This window comes from Klebsiella sp. C349492, from assembly GCF_042055345.1.
Taxonomy (GTDB): Bacteria; Pseudomonadota; Gammaproteobacteria; order Enterobacterales; family Enterobacteriaceae; genus Klebsiella; species Klebsiella scottii.
Genome location: NZ_JANQCE010000002.1, coordinates 47,414 through 62,194 on the forward strand (window position 1 = coordinate 47,414; position 14,781 = coordinate 62,194).

General features: G+C 56.0%; 15 protein-coding genes. 9 read left to right on the forward strand and 6 right to left on the reverse strand.

The genetic code is table 11. The features are described from left to right. Positions 1–59 precede the first annotated feature (59 nt). The 3 genes from NWP14_RS07920 to NWP14_RS07930 all read left to right on the forward strand — a co-directional run bounded on the left by NWP14_RS07920 (position 60) and on the right by NWP14_RS07930 (position 3,057). Positions 60–854 (forward strand): SDR family NAD(P)-dependent oxidoreductase, encoded by a 795-nt coding sequence (locus tag NWP14_RS07920; protein WP_375215135.1) that lies wholly within the window; start codon positions 60–62, stop codon positions 852–854. A gap of 30 nt (positions 855–884) precedes the next feature. Then, positions 885–1,991: an NADH:flavin oxidoreductase gene (locus NWP14_RS07925; protein ID WP_375215136.1), complete on the forward strand. Its 1,107-nt coding sequence runs from the start codon at positions 885–887 to the stop codon at positions 1,989–1,991. Positions 1,992–2,058: 67 nt separating this feature from the next. Then, positions 2,059–3,057: an NADP-dependent oxidoreductase gene (locus NWP14_RS07930; RefSeq protein ID WP_375215137.1), complete on the forward strand. Its 999-nt coding sequence runs from the start codon at positions 2,059–2,061 to the stop codon at positions 3,055–3,057. Between the two features lie 396 nt (positions 3,058–3,453). Here NWP14_RS07930 and NWP14_RS07935 read toward each other — a convergent pair whose 3' ends face one another. Both NWP14_RS07935 and NWP14_RS07940 read right to left on the reverse strand, forming a co-directional pair. Beyond that, a complete protein-coding gene (locus NWP14_RS07935; RefSeq protein WP_375215138.1) occupies positions 3,454–4,362 on the reverse strand; it encodes a proline iminopeptidase-family hydrolase in 909 nt (302 codons plus the stop codon). An 84-nt stretch (positions 4,363–4,446) separates the two neighbouring features. Then, the gene (locus NWP14_RS07940; protein WP_045857278.1) at positions 4,447–5,199 is read right to left on the reverse strand and encodes a LuxR family transcriptional regulator; all 753 of its coding nucleotides are present in this window, start codon (positions 5,197–5,199) and stop codon (positions 4,447–4,449) included. 200 nt (positions 5,200–5,399) lie between these two features. On the opposite strand from NWP14_RS07940, the gene NWP14_RS07945 reads away from it, so the two are divergent. Genes NWP14_RS07945 through NWP14_RS07970 form a run of 6 tightly spaced genes read left to right on the forward strand, consistent with a single transcriptional unit; the run spans position 5,400 to position 11,585 of the window. Next, positions 5,400–6,299 (forward strand): proline iminopeptidase-family hydrolase, encoded by a 900-nt coding sequence (locus NWP14_RS07945; RefSeq protein ID WP_331834098.1) that lies wholly within the window; start codon positions 5,400–5,402, stop codon positions 6,297–6,299. Then, positions 6,299–7,237 carry an ABC transporter permease gene (locus tag NWP14_RS07950; RefSeq protein ID WP_095105508.1) on the forward strand — a complete coding sequence of 313 codons (939 nt, stop codon included), beginning with the start codon at positions 6,299–6,301 and terminating at the stop codon, positions 7,235–7,237. The genes NWP14_RS07945 and NWP14_RS07950 overlap by 1 nt, the downstream gene beginning before the upstream one ends. Next, the gene (locus NWP14_RS07955; RefSeq protein WP_095105510.1) at positions 7,234–8,079 is read left to right on the forward strand and encodes an ABC transporter permease; all 846 of its coding nucleotides are present in this window, start codon (positions 7,234–7,236) and stop codon (positions 8,077–8,079) included. The genes NWP14_RS07950 and NWP14_RS07955 overlap by 4 nt, the downstream gene beginning before the upstream one ends. Beyond that, positions 8,076–9,056: an ABC transporter ATP-binding protein gene (locus tag NWP14_RS07960; RefSeq protein WP_095105512.1), complete on the forward strand. Its 981-nt coding sequence runs from the start codon at positions 8,076–8,078 to the stop codon at positions 9,054–9,056. The genes NWP14_RS07955 and NWP14_RS07960 overlap by 4 nt, the downstream gene beginning before the upstream one ends. Beyond that, positions 9,056–10,090: an ABC transporter ATP-binding protein gene (locus tag NWP14_RS07965; RefSeq protein WP_095105514.1), complete on the forward strand. Its 1,035-nt coding sequence runs from the start codon at positions 9,056–9,058 to the stop codon at positions 10,088–10,090. Before NWP14_RS07960 ends, NWP14_RS07965 begins: the two co-directional genes overlap by 1 nt. Further along, the gene (locus tag NWP14_RS07970) at positions 10,071–11,585 is read left to right on the forward strand and encodes an ABC transporter substrate-binding protein (RefSeq protein WP_331834101.1); all 1,515 of its coding nucleotides are present in this window, start codon (positions 10,071–10,073) and stop codon (positions 11,583–11,585) included. The genes NWP14_RS07965 and NWP14_RS07970 overlap by 20 nt, the downstream gene beginning before the upstream one ends. A 695-nt stretch (positions 11,586–12,280) precedes the next feature. Here NWP14_RS07970 and NWP14_RS07975 read toward each other — a convergent pair. From NWP14_RS07975 to NWP14_RS07990, 4 genes are all read right to left on the reverse strand, one after another. Further along, on the reverse strand, positions 12,281–12,631 hold the full coding sequence (locus tag NWP14_RS07975) for a hypothetical protein (protein ID WP_143350210.1): 351 nt from the start codon (positions 12,629–12,631) through the stop codon (positions 12,281–12,283). Positions 12,632–12,946: 315 nt separating this feature from the next. Next, complete coding sequence (locus NWP14_RS07980; protein ID WP_045854808.1) at positions 12,947–13,357, reverse strand: RidA family protein; 411 nt, start codon at positions 13,355–13,357, stop codon at positions 12,947–12,949. A 28-nt stretch (positions 13,358–13,385) separates the two neighbouring features. Beyond that, positions 13,386–14,126, reverse strand: a complete 741-nt coding sequence (locus NWP14_RS07985; RefSeq protein WP_331834102.1) for an amino acid ABC transporter ATP-binding protein — start codon at positions 14,124–14,126, stop codon at positions 13,386–13,388. Next, positions 14,126–14,779, reverse strand: a complete 654-nt coding sequence (locus tag NWP14_RS07990; protein ID WP_346432040.1) for an amino acid ABC transporter permease — start codon at positions 14,777–14,779, stop codon at positions 14,126–14,128. Before NWP14_RS07990 ends, NWP14_RS07985 begins: the two co-directional genes overlap by 1 nt. Between the last annotated feature and the right edge of the window lie 2 nt (positions 14,780–14,781).

The window sequence follows — 14,781 nt, forward strand, 5'->3', positions numbered from 1 at the left end:
TGTCAATCATCATTTAAAAAGACAGGCAAGACGATTTTTTCCCCGAGAGAGAACTAAAAATGACTGAGACAACACCGACTGTATTAATCACTGGTGCATCAAGCGGCCTGGGGGCCGTGTATGCCGACCGTTTTGCCCGCCGCGGGCATAATCTTGTTCTGGTTGCCCGTGATAGCGTTCGCATGGAGATGCTTGCTGCCCGACTGCGGGAGCAGTGCAGCGTTGAGGTGGACGTGTTGACCGCAGATCTGACTAAGGAAGAGGATCTCGATGTCGTGGCAAAACGCCTCGAAACCGACGACCGCATTACCGTCCTGGTCAACAATGCCGGGATGAGTTTGTCTGGTACATTTACCACCCAGACACCGGCAGATATCGACCGTTTGATCGCCGTTAATCTTGCTGCCGTTGTCCGCCTGGCACGCGCGGTAGCCCCTCGTCTGGCCAAAGCAGGCGCCGGCGCAATTATTAACATCAGTTCCGTGGTCGGTCTGGCCCCGGAATTTGGCATGACGATTTACGGCGCCACCAAGGCGTTTGTGCTTTTCCTGTCGCAGGGATTAAGCCTTGAACTGGGTCCACAGGGCGTGTATGTCCAGGCTGTTGTGCCATCGGCCACTCGCACTGAAATCTGGGAGCGTTCCGGCAAAGACGTGAATACCATGACCGGCGTGATGGATCCCGGTGAACTGGTTGATGCAGCACTTAGCGGTTTCGATCGCCGGGAAGCGGTGACCATTCCTCCTCTGCATGAAGAGTCGTTGTGGACCGCCCATCAACAGTCCCGCCAGGCCATGCTGACGGAATACGGTCAGGAACACGCCGCTCCTCGCTATCTCAGTGACACCAAATAACCCCTGTTTCACCGTAAGGAAAATAGAGCAATGAGTGACAATATTCTTTTCACCCCTTTCACCCTGAAGGGGATGACACTACCAAACCGTATCGTAATGGCTCCCATGACCCGCGGTATGGCATCTGAAGGTGTGCCAGGTCAGGCTCAGGCTGACTATTACCGCCGTCGCGCCGAAGGCGAAGCCGGGCTTATCCTGACTGAAGGTACCGTGGTTAATCGTCCGGCATCACGCAACATGCCGGGAATTCCTCTCTTTCACGGCGAACAGGCGCTGGCGGGCTGGGAAAGCGTAGCCGACGCGGTACATGCAGCGGGCGGACGTATAGGGCCGCAGATCTGGCATACCGGCTCTACACGCGCACAAGGATGGGAGCCTGACGCGCCGGTTGAAAGCCCTTCCGGGCTGGTCGGCGCAGATGACCCCCGCGGTGTGGCCATGACGGAAGAGGACATTGCCGATACAGTCGCGGCCTTTGCCCGCGCCGCAGCCGATGCCAGGCGCCTTGGGTTCGATACCGTAGAACTGCACGGTGCACACGGTTATCTGATCGACCAGTTTTTTTGGTCGGTCACCAATCGTCGTACCGATGCATGGGGAGGTGAAACCATTCTGCAGCGTGCCCGCTTTGCAGCTGACGTTGTGCGTGCCGTACGGGCTGCCGTGGGTCCGGATTTCCCGCTTATTCTCCGTGTCAGCCAGTGGAAGCAGCAGGAATACACAGCGCGTCTGGCAAACACACCGCGTGAGATGGCTGACTGGCTGACTCCGCTGGTCGAGGCCGGCGTGGACATTCTGCACTGTTCCCAGCGTCGTTTCCGGGAGCCGGAATTCCCGGAGCAGGACGGAAACGATGGGCTGAATTTTGCGGGCTGGGCCAAAAAACTGACCGGTGCTGCCACCATCAGCGTCGGTTCTGTCGGCCTGTCCGGGGACTTCTTCGGTGCGTTTGGCGGACAGGGTTCTGGCACAGCAGCGCTGAATAATCTCTACACCCGAATGGAGCGTGGTGAGTTTGACCTGATCGCCGTCGGTCGCGCATTGATCTCCGATCCGCAGTGGGTGCAAAAAGTCCGGGCGGGTAAAACGGATGAACTCCAGGGTTTTCATGCCGAAGACCTTGCCTCTCTGGCCTGATTTTGAGGTCCCGCCGATGGCGGGACATTTTGAAAATCCGCTTCTTTACTAAAGGCAGGGACACACGATGAAAGCACTGGTGCTTAAAAAATATGGTAAGCCTGGCCTGACAGTATTTGATTCTGTTCCGCAGCCTGCAGTGGGAGATAACGAACTGCTGATTAACGTGCATGCTGTGGGGCTGAACGCCATAGACTGTATGATACCCAAAGGGCTGTTCAAACCGATCCTACCCCTCACATTACCCGCTGTAGTGGGAAGCGACCTTTCAGGCGTTATTGAGGCTGTTGGCAAAAATGTCACTCGTTTCAAAAAAGGCGATGCCATCTATGCCAGCATATTTGACATGGACCGTGGTGCGCTTGCTGAGTACGCCCTCGTTCCGGAGCATGCCGCTGCGCTAAAACCCCAAAACCTTAGTTTTGTCGAAGCAGCTTCGCTTCCGATGGTGGCGCTGACTTCATGGCAGGCTTTTGAACGGGCGCAAGTGAAAGCGGGAATGAAAGTGTTTATCCCCGCAGGGTCTGGTGGCATAGGAACATTTTCTATCCAGCTGGCAAAACATCTGGGCGCCACAGTGGCAACCACGACCAGTCTGACTAACGCCAGCCTTGTCACCGGACTGGGTGCTGACCTTGTCATTGATTACAAAAGTCAGGACGTTGAAAGCGTGCTGAGCGGGTACGACGTTGTTCTTGGTACTGTCCGTGGTGACAGTATTGGAAAATCACTGCAAATCCTGAATTCTGGGGCTGAAGTTGTCTCACTTGTTGGACCGCCGGATTTGCCATTTGCCCGTCAGCGAAGCATGAATAAAGTAATGAAAATGATTTTCTGGATACTAAGTCGAAAAATCATTTCTCAGGCAAGGCGGCACAAGACTAAATATTCGTTCCTTTTTGTTCGTCCTGACGGCGCACAATTGTCAGAGATTGCAACCTTAATTGAAGGCGGACAGCTTAAGCCCGTTATTGATAAAGTTTTTCCCTTTGAAGAAAGCCTGGAGGGGTTGTCATATCTTGAAAAAGGGCATGCTAAGGGAAAAGTTGTCATACAGCTTGAGTAACTCACCAAGTACACAGAAAAAAATCATCGAGCATTGTTGATCATAAAGCGATCGTTGCCGGTGGATTAGCAGCGAATGTTGATGGTCCGCTCCTCGCTCTCAGCGGACCAACAGCACTCACATCCGCTTCGTACCCGGAGCGGATGTGAGCAGGTATAATTCAACAAGGGTCAGGCCAATATTGAATGCGGTATTAAGTCAGCGAACTCTCAATAACGAAAAAGTTCGCTGCACGCTCGTTTGAATGGATGTCTGAAGGGAACAAGGATATCTACAAATCAAAGACAGGCTTCGGAAACTGCGTAGCTATCCTCGAACATGCGAAAACGGGTAATAAGACCATCTTCAATGTACATATCTAGTACAAACTCGGTTTCAATCAGCTTATCCGTTTTTTTAACGCGTGATGCTTACAATCGCACTGCTTAAAAAATCGCTCACCGTCTTCATGCATAGATCGCGCTCTTCAACGTGCGGCATATGGCTTGAGTCTTCAAAAATGACCCACCGCGCGCCGAGGATATGGTCCATAAAGGGCTGTACCACTTCCGGCGTGGCTTCATCGTAGCGCCCGGAAATCAGCAGCACCGGAATCTGAATTTGCGCGAGGCGGTCGATAATCGTCCACTCTTTCATGCTGCCGATGACGTGGAATTCGGTGGGGCCATTCATAGCGTGATAGACCGTTGGATCGGCATCCATAGCATCAAAGGTGCGCCGGACTTCCGGCGGCCAGGGATCAAGCCGACAGACGTGACGTTGATAAAATACCGCGCTTGCCGCCTTATATTCTGCGCTGTCCAGCGTACCCGCCGCCTCATGTGCCAGCAGCGTCTTCTGGACATCGGCAGGGAGCTGCGCCCGGAGTTCTGCTGCGCCCTGCAGCCACAGCGCCATTGAGGCCGGAGAGTTGGCGATAATCAGCGCTTTTAAGCCCGTTGGCTGGGTCACAGCATGTTCTGCGCCTAGCATGCCGCCCCACGATTGACCCAGTAGGGCGTAATTATCGGCAATGTCGAGATAGCGCAGCAGGTTATCCAGTTCGTTGAGGAACAGTGCCGGTTGCCAGAAGTCGGCAGGCTGCTGCGGTAGATGAGTTGAGCGGCCGTTGCCTAGCTGATCGTAGTGGATCACCGCTCGCCCGCTGAGGGCGATATCACGGAACGCATCGACATAATCGTGCGTACATCCCGGCCCGCCGTGGGCAATAATCAGCGGCGTCAGGCCACTATGGATGTCGCCACAAATACGAAACCAGGTTTGGTATTCCCGAAACGGGGCGTAGCCTTCGCTAATGGTGTACATGAATGATCTTTACCCTGCTAAGTGGACCGGCTTTCAGGGTAAAGGGTCGCAACCAACGCTGAACACTAGCAAAAATGCTAGTTCTTAGCTGTCGAGCAGACGGTAATGCAGAGCGCGTACTACCGCCTGTACGCGATTGCTGGCGCCCAGTTTTCTGGCTGCGGTATTCAGGTGCAACGTCACCGTCGCCACCGAGCGGTGCAGTTTACGGGCGATCTCTTTGGCGGTGAGCCCTTCAGCAGACCACGCCAGACATTCGCGTTCACGATTGCTTAGCTTCACGTGGAGACAGGTCAGCATGGTGCTATCGAATAGCGGAAAGGCTGACTCCTGGAACTGGTGGGCAATCAGCATCAGCTGCGCCAGGGTCGCGCTGATTTCCCGTTCCTGACGCTGGCCGGTATGGATGCCGGTGAGAGTAACGAATCCGCCGTTGGGGAGATGCAGGGGAACCGTTGCTCCACAGGGCATATTGTGTTCACGCATATAGTCGGTGACTGCGGTAGCGTGATCGTCGAGCCTGCCGCGCAGCATGCTTCTGTCCGGCCGTTGATAGGACCAGACGAAGGGCGCGCAGCTCTCCAGCGCACAGTGTTGTACCGGATCAACCTGGTAATATCCTCGCTCGCACCATAGCTGGCGCATATCCTCCGGTACATTGCACGTTTTCAGCAGCGATGGCGTAATCAGCTCCCCCTCCAGCGAACGCGGGACCGGCGTGTAGTCGTAAATAACCGCGTCAAATCCCAGCGTCCGGGTGTGCTGGAAAAGCCCACTGAATGCGTCATCCAGGCTGGTTGCCCGGGTGCTGCCGGGGCGTTCAAACTCCAGTCGCATATATCCCCCTTTACGTTAAACGAGACCTGCGACGGGCACGATTTGTGCAAAACCGTCAATAGCTCGCTCTGAGGCATGCAATTCCGGTGCCGTTCCGGCGCAGCGCAAAACTAGTATTTTTGCTAACTGTTCAGCTTCCGACGTTGTCGTTAGCGTTAAGGCTACGACACACCAGCAGCATCGACGACGAGGAACACACCATGTGGAGCGAAGTAGCGCCCGATCAGTGCCATAACATTGCTGTGGATGGTTATAACGTCGTGGCTTATCAATTTGGTGACGGCGATGAGACCGTCCTCTGCCTCAACGGCGGACCTGGGCTGCCCAGCGACTATTTGCGTGAGGCTCACTCCTGCCTGAAACAGCACGGCTACCGGGTGATTGCCTTTGATCAACTGGGAACCGGGAAATCCGACCGACCGGATGACGCCAGCCTGTGGACCATGGCGCGCTACGTACGTGAAGTGGAAACCGTCCGCCAGGCGCTGGGGCTCGGTAAGGTGCATCTGCTTGGTCATTCGTGGGGCGGATGGCTGGCGATTGAAGTGGCATTGCACCATCCTGGCGCAATTTGCTCGTTGATTCTGGAAAACACCGTCGCCGATATGCCGCATCTGGTGCAGGAACTGAACCGCCTGCGCGGTGCGCTGGGACCAGAAACCGTCGCCATGATGCAGCGCTATGAAGCGCTGGACTGGCTGGATCACCCGGCCTATCAGGCGGCGATTACCCTGCTTAATTATCGCCACGTCTGCCGCCTTGATGTGTGGCCCGAACCTGTTAAGCGATCGCTTGAGGACTGGAATACGGGGCCGTATATCACAATGCAGGGGCCGAACGAATTCCTCTATACCGGTAATTTAAAAGCGTGGAACCGCAGCGCGGAACTGGCTTCGATCCGCGTGCCGTGCCTGATAGTCACCGGGCAGCATGATGAACTTACACCCGCCTGCGCCCTGAAAATGAAGCAGAGACTGGCGAATGCCGAAATAGCAGTTTTTGCCAATAGCAGCCATATGCCGTTTTACGAAGAGCCACAGGCTTACTACCCGGTTCTGCTCGATTTTCTGGCGCGTCAGCGCGATACGGGAGGATGTTGATGCATCGTTACCGCTTTCTGCTTTTTCGCCCGCTACAACTGCTGCCGGTTCTGCTCGGCATCAGCTTGATCACCTTCATGATGGTGCGGGCGATCCCCGGCGATCCGGCGCGCATTCTGCTGGGGGTCCGCAGCACTCCGGCTGCGCTGGCCCGCATCCGCGCGCAGTTTGGTCTCGATGAGCCGCTATGGGTGCAGTACGGCTATTTTCTACGCAACCTGCTGCAAGGAGAACTGGGGAAGTCGATTGTGTATCGCGTGGATACTCTGAAGCTGATTGGTTCGCGTCTTGAACCAACGCTGTGGCTGGTACTGGGCAGCGTCCTGTTGGCCATTGCCTTGACGGTGCCACTAGCGGCGATTGCCGCACGTCAGCGTGGACGTCTCGCCGATCGGCTGATTCGTCTTTTTACCACCGCCGGGCTGGGGTTTCCAGCGTTCTGGCTCGGTATCATGCTGATTCTGCTGTTCAGCATCGTGCTTGGCTGGTTCCCGGTTTCCGGCTACGGCAGCGATTTTTTAGACCAGTTACGCCATATGGTTCTGCCGTGCCTGACCGTGGCGCTGGCGCTTTCAGCGGTATTGATTCGTAACCTACGCGCCAGCCTGCTGATGGAGATGAATAGTGACTATGTCGTGGCGGCACGGGCGCGCGGGCAGCGGGAAAGACGCATTTTCTGGCGACATGTGCTGCCCAATTCGCTGGTGCCAACCATCAATTTGCTGGCGGTGAATATTGGATGGTTAATCGGCAGTACTGTAGTTATCGAAAGCGTGTTTGCCATCCCTGGCCTCGGGCAACTGCTGGTAAAGGCGATTTTTAGCCGCGACTACATGGTGGTTCAGGGCGTGGTCATGGTCTTTGCCCTTGCCACCGTGGCGGTCAGCCTGCTGGCGGACATTCTGACCGTGGCTCTCGACCCGAGGATAAAACTATGAAGGTGACGGCAACGTTTTCCCGTCTGCGTCAGCGGATTATTCCGCGCCAGCAGGCGCTATATGCCGGGCTGGCCATTGTCGGATTGTGGCTTTTGGTGGCCTGCCTGGCACCGTGGATAGCGCCGTTTGATCCGATTGCTCAGGACGTGTCCTCCAGCCTGCTGTCGCCGGGTGGCGCGCACCCGTTCGGTACTGACAACTTTGGTCGCGATGTCTTTTCCCGGGTGCTATGGGGCGCGCGGGTCGATCTGCAAATTTGCATTCTGGGAGTCCTGTTCCCCTTTATGCTCGGTACCACGCTGGGTGCGCTCTCCGGCTATCTTGGCGGCGTCGTGGATGCGCTGGTGATGCGGGTGATTGATATTGTGCTGGCTTTTCCGTTTCTGGTACTGATGCTGGCGATTATTGCCATCCTCGGGCCGGGGCTGAGCAGCTTTTATATTGCGATGGCGATAGTGGGCTGGGTCTCCTATGCCCGGCTGGTGCGCGCTCAGGTACTGACGCTGAAACAGCGAGATTTTATTCTGGCTGCCCGCAGCCTGGGCTATGGACACCTGCGCATTTTGTTCCGCCATCTGCTGCCGAATGCGCTAACCGGCGCGATCGTTTTTTCGATGTCCGACTGCGTACTGGTGCTGCTAAACGGGGCCTCGGTGAGCTATCTCGGGCTCGGCGTGCAGCCTCCAACCGCTGAATGGGGCGTGATGGTTGCCGAAGGGCAGAGCTTTATCACCACCGCGTGGTGGATAACGACCTTTCCGGGGATCGCCATCGTGCTGTTGGCAATGGGATTCAGCCTGCTGGCCGATGGGCTGGGGGATAAGTTAGGGGAGCGCGTATGAGTTTGTTGAAGGTTAATCACCTGACGGTCACGCGTGGTGAAGATATCGCGCTGGTAGATAACGTCTCATTAAGTCTCGAAGCCGGTGAGATGCTCGGGCTGGTCGGCGAGAGCGGGTCGGGAAAAACCGTAACCTGCCGGGCGCTGATGCGCCTGTTGCCGGGGGCCGGGCTGCGGATTACTGGCGGAGAAGTTCTGCTGGGAGGCCGCGATATTTTGTCCCTGAGCGAAGGGCAAATGTCGGCGGTGCGCGGACGGGAAATCGGCATGATTTTCCAGAACCCCTCCAGCCACTTGAATCCGGTGATGACTATAGGGGAACAGATTGCAGAAAGCCGCCGCCTCCATTTTGGCGCTAACCGTCGTCAGGCGCGGGAGGATGCGCTGGCGCTGCTGCGACAAGTGGGGGTCCCGGACCCGCAGAATCGGCTCAATAACTATCCGCATGAATTCTCCGGCGGCATGCGTCAGCGGGCGATGATTGCCGTCGCCCTCGCGCCGGAGCCCACGCTGTTGATTGCCGATGAACCGACGACCGCGCTGGACGTGACCGTGCAGATGCAGATTTTGCGCCTGCTGAGCGACCTGCGCGCTGAGCTGGGGCTGGCGGTCATTATGATCACTCACGATCTCGGCGTGGTGGCGCAAACCTGTGACCGGATTGCGGTGATGTACGGCGGCCGACTGTGCGAGGTGGGCGGCAAGCGAGAAGTGCTGGCCGGGCCGTTGCACCCATACACTCGCGGACTTATTGATTGCCAACCGGTCAGCGAAGGCGGGCAGGGGAGGTTGACGACTATCGACGGCCAGCCGCCGGTTGCCGACCACTTTCCATCTGGCTGCCGTTTTCATCCGCGCTGTCGACGCGCCGATGAGGTCTGCCTGCACCAGCCGTTGCTACGCTACGGGCAGGATAGCCACAGCCACGCGGCAGCCTGCCATCACATATTGCCGACGCTTATCCGGCGGGAGGGATAATGGCTCACCCTAACTGGCCGCTGCTTGAGGCCGATAACCTTTCCGTCACCTTTCCGGTTTCCGGCGGGCTTTGGCAAGCGAAAAAAGTGGTGCAAGCGGTTAACCAGGTCACGGTACAAATTTATCCCGGCGAGACGCTGGGCCTGGTCGGCGAGTCCGGCAGCGGTAAAAGCACCCTTGGACGGGCGCTGTTGCAGCTCGAACGGGTTGCTGCCGGAGAGGTGCGGTTCGAAGGTCAGCGTATTACGCATGGCTTAACCAGCGATATCGCCCGTCTGCGCCAGCAAAGCGCGATGATTTTCCAGGATCCTTTTGCGTCATTAAATCCGCGACAGACCGTGGGAGAAAGTATTGCGGAGGTACTGCGCGTTCATCAGAAGGTACCGCGCGCGCAAGTTGCTCAGCGGGTAGCGGAACTGCTCACCTTGGTTGGCCTGCGTACGCAGCAGGCCGGCGCGAAACCATCTCAGCTTAGCGGTGGTCAGTGTCAGCGCGCCGGTATTGCCAGAGCGCTGGCCATCGAGCCGCGGCTGATTGTGGCGGATGAGTGTGTCGCGGCGTTGGACGTCTCTATTCAGGGGCAGATCGTGAATTTATTGATGGATCTGCGGGAGAAGATGGGGCTGGCGATTCTGTTTATTGCTCACGACCTGGCGATTGTGCGTCGGCTCTGCGATCGCGTCGCGGTGATGTATCTCGGGCGGATCGTGGAGGAGGGGCCTACGGAAGCGGTCTTTACCCGACCACTGCATCCCTATACTGCCGCGCTGGTATCCGCGATCCCGGAAATTGACCCGGATAAACCGCTGCCAAAAAATTTGCTGGGGGGCGAGCCGCCCAGCCCCGTCGCTGTTCCACCAGGTTGTGCATTTCATCCGCGCTGCCCTTATGCGCAGGTGCAGTGCCGCACCGGCGAACCACCACCAACCCGGCAGATTGCCGACCACGCTTATGCCTGCGTATTGAACCACGAAGGCAATGAGACCGTTTTTCCTTTGACAGGGGGATCTATTGATGAAGCACAGGCATGTTAAATTACTGGCGGCGAGCGTTTTTCTGACGCTCAGCGTGGTGAGCGAAATAGCGCAGGCGGCAGGTGTATTGACCATTGGCCGTCGCGAGGACAGCACCACTTTTGACCCGATAAAATCGGCGCAAAATGCCGACAACTGGGTTTTTTCCAACGTCTTCGATCCGCTGGTACGGGTGGATAAAACCGGGACTAAGCTGGAGCCTGGCGTGGCAGAGAGCTGGACGATTTCCCCGGACGGCAAGGTCTACACCTTTAAAATTCGCGATACCAAATTCTCTGACGGCACACCGCTGACCGCCAACGATGCGGCGTTTAGCCTGTTGCGTATCCGCGATGATCAAGGTTCGCTGTGGCGCGATTCCTACAGCATTATCGCTAAAGCTGAGGCCACGGACCCGCGCACCCTGGTGGTCACGCTGAAATCGCCCTCAGCGCCATTCTTATCGCAGCTGGCACTGCCGAACGCCTCGGTGGTTTCACAGCAGGCTATGAAGGCGGAAGGTGAAGAGGCCTTTGCCGAAAAACCGGTAGGTTCCGGCGCGTTCAGCGTTAAAGAGTGGCTGCGTGGCGAAAAAATCGTGTTGGTTAAGAACCCGAACTTCTGGCAGGCGAAGAACGTCAGCCTGGATGGCGTGGAGTGGTTAACCATTCCGGATGATAATACCCGAATGCTGAAAGTGCAGGCCGGTGAGCTTGACGCCGCGCTGACCGTGCCTTTCTCGCGCATTGCATCGTTACAAAAAGATGCCAATCTGAAGGTTGAACTGGATCCTTCCACTCGGGAAGACCATCTGCTGATCAATCATTCTCACGGCGCGCTGGGCAAGGTGGAAGTGCGTCAGGCGCTGGACTTTGCGATTGATAAAGACGCTATCGTGAAGACTGTGACCTTTGGGTATGGTCAGGTGGCGAACTCCTACATTCCCGCCGGGGCGCTTTACCACTACGCGGACAATCTTCGCAGGCCATACGATCCGCAAAAGGCCAAAGAGATGCTGAAAGCGGCGGGGGCGGCCGATCTGAAGCTGAACTATGTGGTTAACGCCGGGGATGAAGTGGATGAGCAAATCGCAATTTTGCTCCAGCAGCAGCTGGCGAAAGTCGGGGTGACGGTGAATTTACAAAAAGTCGATCCGAGCCAGAGCTGGGATATGCTGGTAGCCGGGGATTACGATATTTCGGTGATGTACTGGACGAACGATATTCTTGACCCTGACCAGAAAACCACCTTTGTGCTTGGTCATGATGCCAATATGAACTATATGACCCGCTATCATAACGAGCAGGTTAAAGCGCTCGTGGCCGCGGCGCGCGTCGAAATGGACAGTGAAAAGCGCGAGCAGATGTATATCGACCTGCAAAAAATGGCCAAAGCCGACGTAAACTGGGTTGATCTGTATTACAGCCCGTATCGCAACGTCAGCCGCAAGAATATCGACGGTTTTTACCAAAATCCGCTGGGGCGCTTCTTCCTGGAAGATACCGTCAAAAACTAATGCCTCTTTGCGCCGGTTGGTCTCGGCCACCGGCGCTTTTTTTGATCTTTTCGGACAACACGCTTCCTCGGGAAACCCTCGACGTGCTTACTCCTACCACGTACAGCAGCTCCTCACGCATTATCAGTAGGTATGGCCTTAGCAGGATGGGGGACAGAACCTATCACACAGCAGCAGGCTGCACCGGGCTTCGGCGGACTGGCTTCTGCGTCCTGTTTTACGCTTGCGGGGCACCTTCTGTACTGCAAAAAAATACTCTCTCCGCAACTAAATACGAGTGGGTCCCATTTATTGACAGCCTTTAAGGGCGAGTATAAGGGGAATATAACTGTGTATATACAGTTAATGAGTAAGGATTATCATTGTGAATCCGCTAAAAGGACACAAAGTGAGAACTTGATTTAACTCCCGCTTACGCCTGTAATCCGAGGGTGGGTTATGCCAGCAACTTTACAATTGTTCGCTCAGAGCAGCCTCTTAGGGGCTTGCGTACGGGCAAGTTCGTGCAGCAGACATTGCAACGCGGAGTATTTGTTGAAAATTTGTGTTTATGGATCGCTATGGACATCAGCTTGCCTCGAGTAAGAGGATGGGGATACCGGACAGATATGCCGAAAATATACCCCAACCCCATAGGCTGTTGGGGGTAATCATAATGCCTGGCCGACCTACCTACCTGCGAATAACATAGCGGACTAAAGACATTGTTTCTCAGTGGTTATTTTCGTTACTGAGCCTGTTTGAGCTTTATCCCCGGTAGTACCATACATAGACATCCGATAAACGGCACCAATCGCATCTATATCCGGGCGCAGGCTCGCCGGACACTCTACTGCGGCTTCCGTCCAGTTAGTCCCGGCCTGCACGCGCAGTTCGCGAAATGACAGCTGGTTTTCGACGGCTGCTGCAGCCAGCTGACGGCTGATTTGCAGGGCTGTTTCGATCCCCCGCGGGGTGACGAGATCTACCGGGCTGACGCACGCCTCACGGACCTGGTGAAACAGCCACTGCAGCTCGTCTGGCGTCATCGCCTGAGGGCTAAACACCCCGTCTCCGTTGATTCTCCGGTAGATTTGTCGCAACGACTGGTCCGGGTCAGTGGACAGCTGCAGAAACTCATCCTGAGGCAGGCTGCTCTGCAGGCTGTGCTCGACCAGACGCTACGTCAGAGCATTGACCGAGATTTTTTCGCTGCCGGCGCGGTTTTTCAGCAGCTCAATTAATTTTCTGGAAAACCGGAGTGTTAACTGGCCGATCATCCGTCTGCCCTCGTCGTCATTTGGTTTCAGGCCAAATGTTATCGACGATGTCCCTTCTAACGCCCACGCTTGCGCCAGCGTGGGTACGTCGTGGAGGTTTTATCAACCCGCTTTCACGGCAATCACGTCGATCTCAACTTGCCATTCCGGACGAGCCAAATGTGAAATCATCAGTCCGGTAGAGACCGGGAACACGCCTTTCAACCAGCGGCCCATGATGTTGTATACCGTTTCACGGTGGCGAACATCGGTCAGATAAACGGTAATTTTGCAGATCTCTTGCAGGTTGCTGCCGCTCTCTTCCAGCAGCATGTTGATGTTGTACATTGCCTGCTCGGTTTGCGCCGCAATATCACCGATGCCCACTGATTCACGGGTGTCTAAGTTTTGCCCAATTTGCCCGCGTAGAAAGACCATATTTCCGGCGACAACGGCCTGACACAGATCGTTATCCAGATTTTGTTCCGGATAGGTCTCTTTGGTATTAAACGGACGAATACGCGTGTGTACCATTTTTTGCTCCAGGGTGTATTAGCGGCCCTCAGGCCAGGAATTGACGAAGTTCTGCCGTTTGCGGCTGAGTAAACAGTGTGTCCGGGCTACCCACTTCGTGGACGCGCCCTTGATGCATAAACACTACCCGGTCGCTGACTTTGCGCGCGAAATTCATTTCGTGCGTGACCATGATGATGGTCATACCTTCCTGCGCCAGCGACTCAATCACCTGCAGCACTTCGCCGACCAGCTCCGGATCCAGCGCGGAGGTTATTTCATCGCACAGCAAGATTTCCGGATTCATCGCCAGCGAGCGGGCAATCGCGACGCGCTGCTGTTGACCGCCGGAGAGGCTATCCGGCCAGGCATCAAATTTATCGGCCAGGCCGACGCGTTCCAGTAACCGTCTGGCCGTGCGCTCGGCTTCACCTTTGGCCATCTTTTTCACCAGCGTCGGGGCCAGCATCACGTTCTTACCCACGGTAAGGTGAGGAAAAAGATTAAAGCTCTGAAAAATCATGCCGACGTTTTGCCGCAGTTCGCGCAGAGCGGCGCCGTTGTCCTGCTGCACCGGCTGCCCGTCCACCCGCAGCTCTCCCGCCTGATAGGCATCCAGGCCATTAATGCAGCGTAATAAGGTGCTTTTCCCCGAGCCGCTTTTGCCGATAATGCACACCACTTCCTGGCGTTTTATCTGCAAATCAATGCCTTTCAGCACCTCGTTTTCGCCAAAACGCTTACGCAGCGCGCGTATATCCACCAGGGAAAAATCGGCTGTCTGGGTCATCAGTTGGTTCTCCGTGACAAACGTTGTTCAAGATGCCGGCTCCATATGGAGAGCGGAAAGCACAGAAAGAAGTAGAACAGGGCCACGCTGCCGTAAATCAGGAAGGGTGAAAACGTGGCGTTCGAGATGATCTGCCCGGCGCGCGTCAGTTCGACAAAACCAATCACCGACGCCAGCGCCGTGTTTTTAATGGCCTGCACTAAAAAGCCGACGGTAGGGGCGATGGCCACACGCAGGGCCTGGGGCAGAATGATGTAGCGCAACTGCTCGCGAAAGTTGAGCGCCAGGCTTTGCGCCGCCTCCCACTGCTGGCGCGGAATGGCTTCCACGCTGCCGCGCCAGATTTCGCTTAAATAGGCGCTGGCGTATAGCGTCAGGCAGAAACTGGCGGTAAATAACGGTGAAGTATTAATACCGGCGATCGCCAGGCCGAAATAGACCAGAAAGAGTTGCAGCAGCAGCGGCGTTCCCTGAAAAAGCTGCACATAGCCGCGGACGAAATAGCCGGCGATACGTGAACCAGAGAGGCGCAGTACCAGCAGTAACCCACCGACGACGCCCCCGCCAATAAAAGCGATAGCGGACAATCCAACCGTCCAGCGCAGCGCCAGCAGCAGGTTGCGATAGATATCCCATAAGGAAAAGTCGCTCATCA

Excerpts from the sequence above, each read along its gene's own strand:
- NWP14_RS07980 (WP_045854808.1), bottom strand. The coding sequence starts at position 13,357 with ATGGTACACACGCGTATTCGTCCGTTTAATACCAAAGAGACCTATCCG.
- NWP14_RS07950 (WP_095105508.1), top strand. The coding sequence starts at position 6,299 with ATGCATCGTTACCGCTTTCTGCTTTTTCGCCCGCTACAACTGCTGCCG.
- NWP14_RS07930 (WP_375215137.1), top strand. The coding sequence starts at position 2,059 with ATGAAAGCACTGGTGCTTAAAAAATATGGTAAGCCTGGCCTGACAGTA.
- NWP14_RS07965 (WP_095105514.1), top strand. The coding sequence starts at position 9,056 with ATGGCTCACCCTAACTGGCCGCTGCTTGAGGCCGATAACCTTTCCGTC.
- NWP14_RS07920 (WP_375215135.1), top strand. The coding sequence starts at position 60 with ATGACTGAGACAACACCGACTGTATTAATCACTGGTGCATCAAGCGGC.
- NWP14_RS07990 (WP_346432040.1), bottom strand. The coding sequence starts at position 14,779 with ATGAGCGACTTTTCCTTATGGGATATCTATCGCAACCTGCTGCTGGCG.
- NWP14_RS07935 (WP_375215138.1), bottom strand. The coding sequence starts at position 4,362 with ATGTACACCATTAGCGAAGGCTACGCCCCGTTTCGGGAATACCAAACC.
- NWP14_RS07940 (WP_045857278.1), bottom strand. The coding sequence starts at position 5,199 with ATGCGACTGGAGTTTGAACGCCCCGGCAGCACCCGGGCAACCAGCCTG.
- NWP14_RS07925 (WP_375215136.1), top strand. The coding sequence starts at position 885 with ATGAGTGACAATATTCTTTTCACCCCTTTCACCCTGAAGGGGATGACA.
- NWP14_RS07945 (WP_331834098.1), top strand. The coding sequence starts at position 5,400 with ATGTGGAGCGAAGTAGCGCCCGATCAGTGCCATAACATTGCTGTGGAT.
- NWP14_RS07955 (WP_095105510.1), top strand. The coding sequence starts at position 7,234 with ATGAAGGTGACGGCAACGTTTTCCCGTCTGCGTCAGCGGATTATTCCG.
- NWP14_RS07960 (WP_095105512.1), top strand. The coding sequence starts at position 8,076 with ATGAGTTTGTTGAAGGTTAATCACCTGACGGTCACGCGTGGTGAAGAT.
- NWP14_RS07970 (WP_331834101.1), top strand. The coding sequence starts at position 10,071 with ATGAAGCACAGGCATGTTAAATTACTGGCGGCGAGCGTTTTTCTGACG.
- NWP14_RS07985 (WP_331834102.1), bottom strand. The coding sequence starts at position 14,126 with ATGACCCAGACAGCCGATTTTTCCCTGGTGGATATACGCGCGCTGCGT.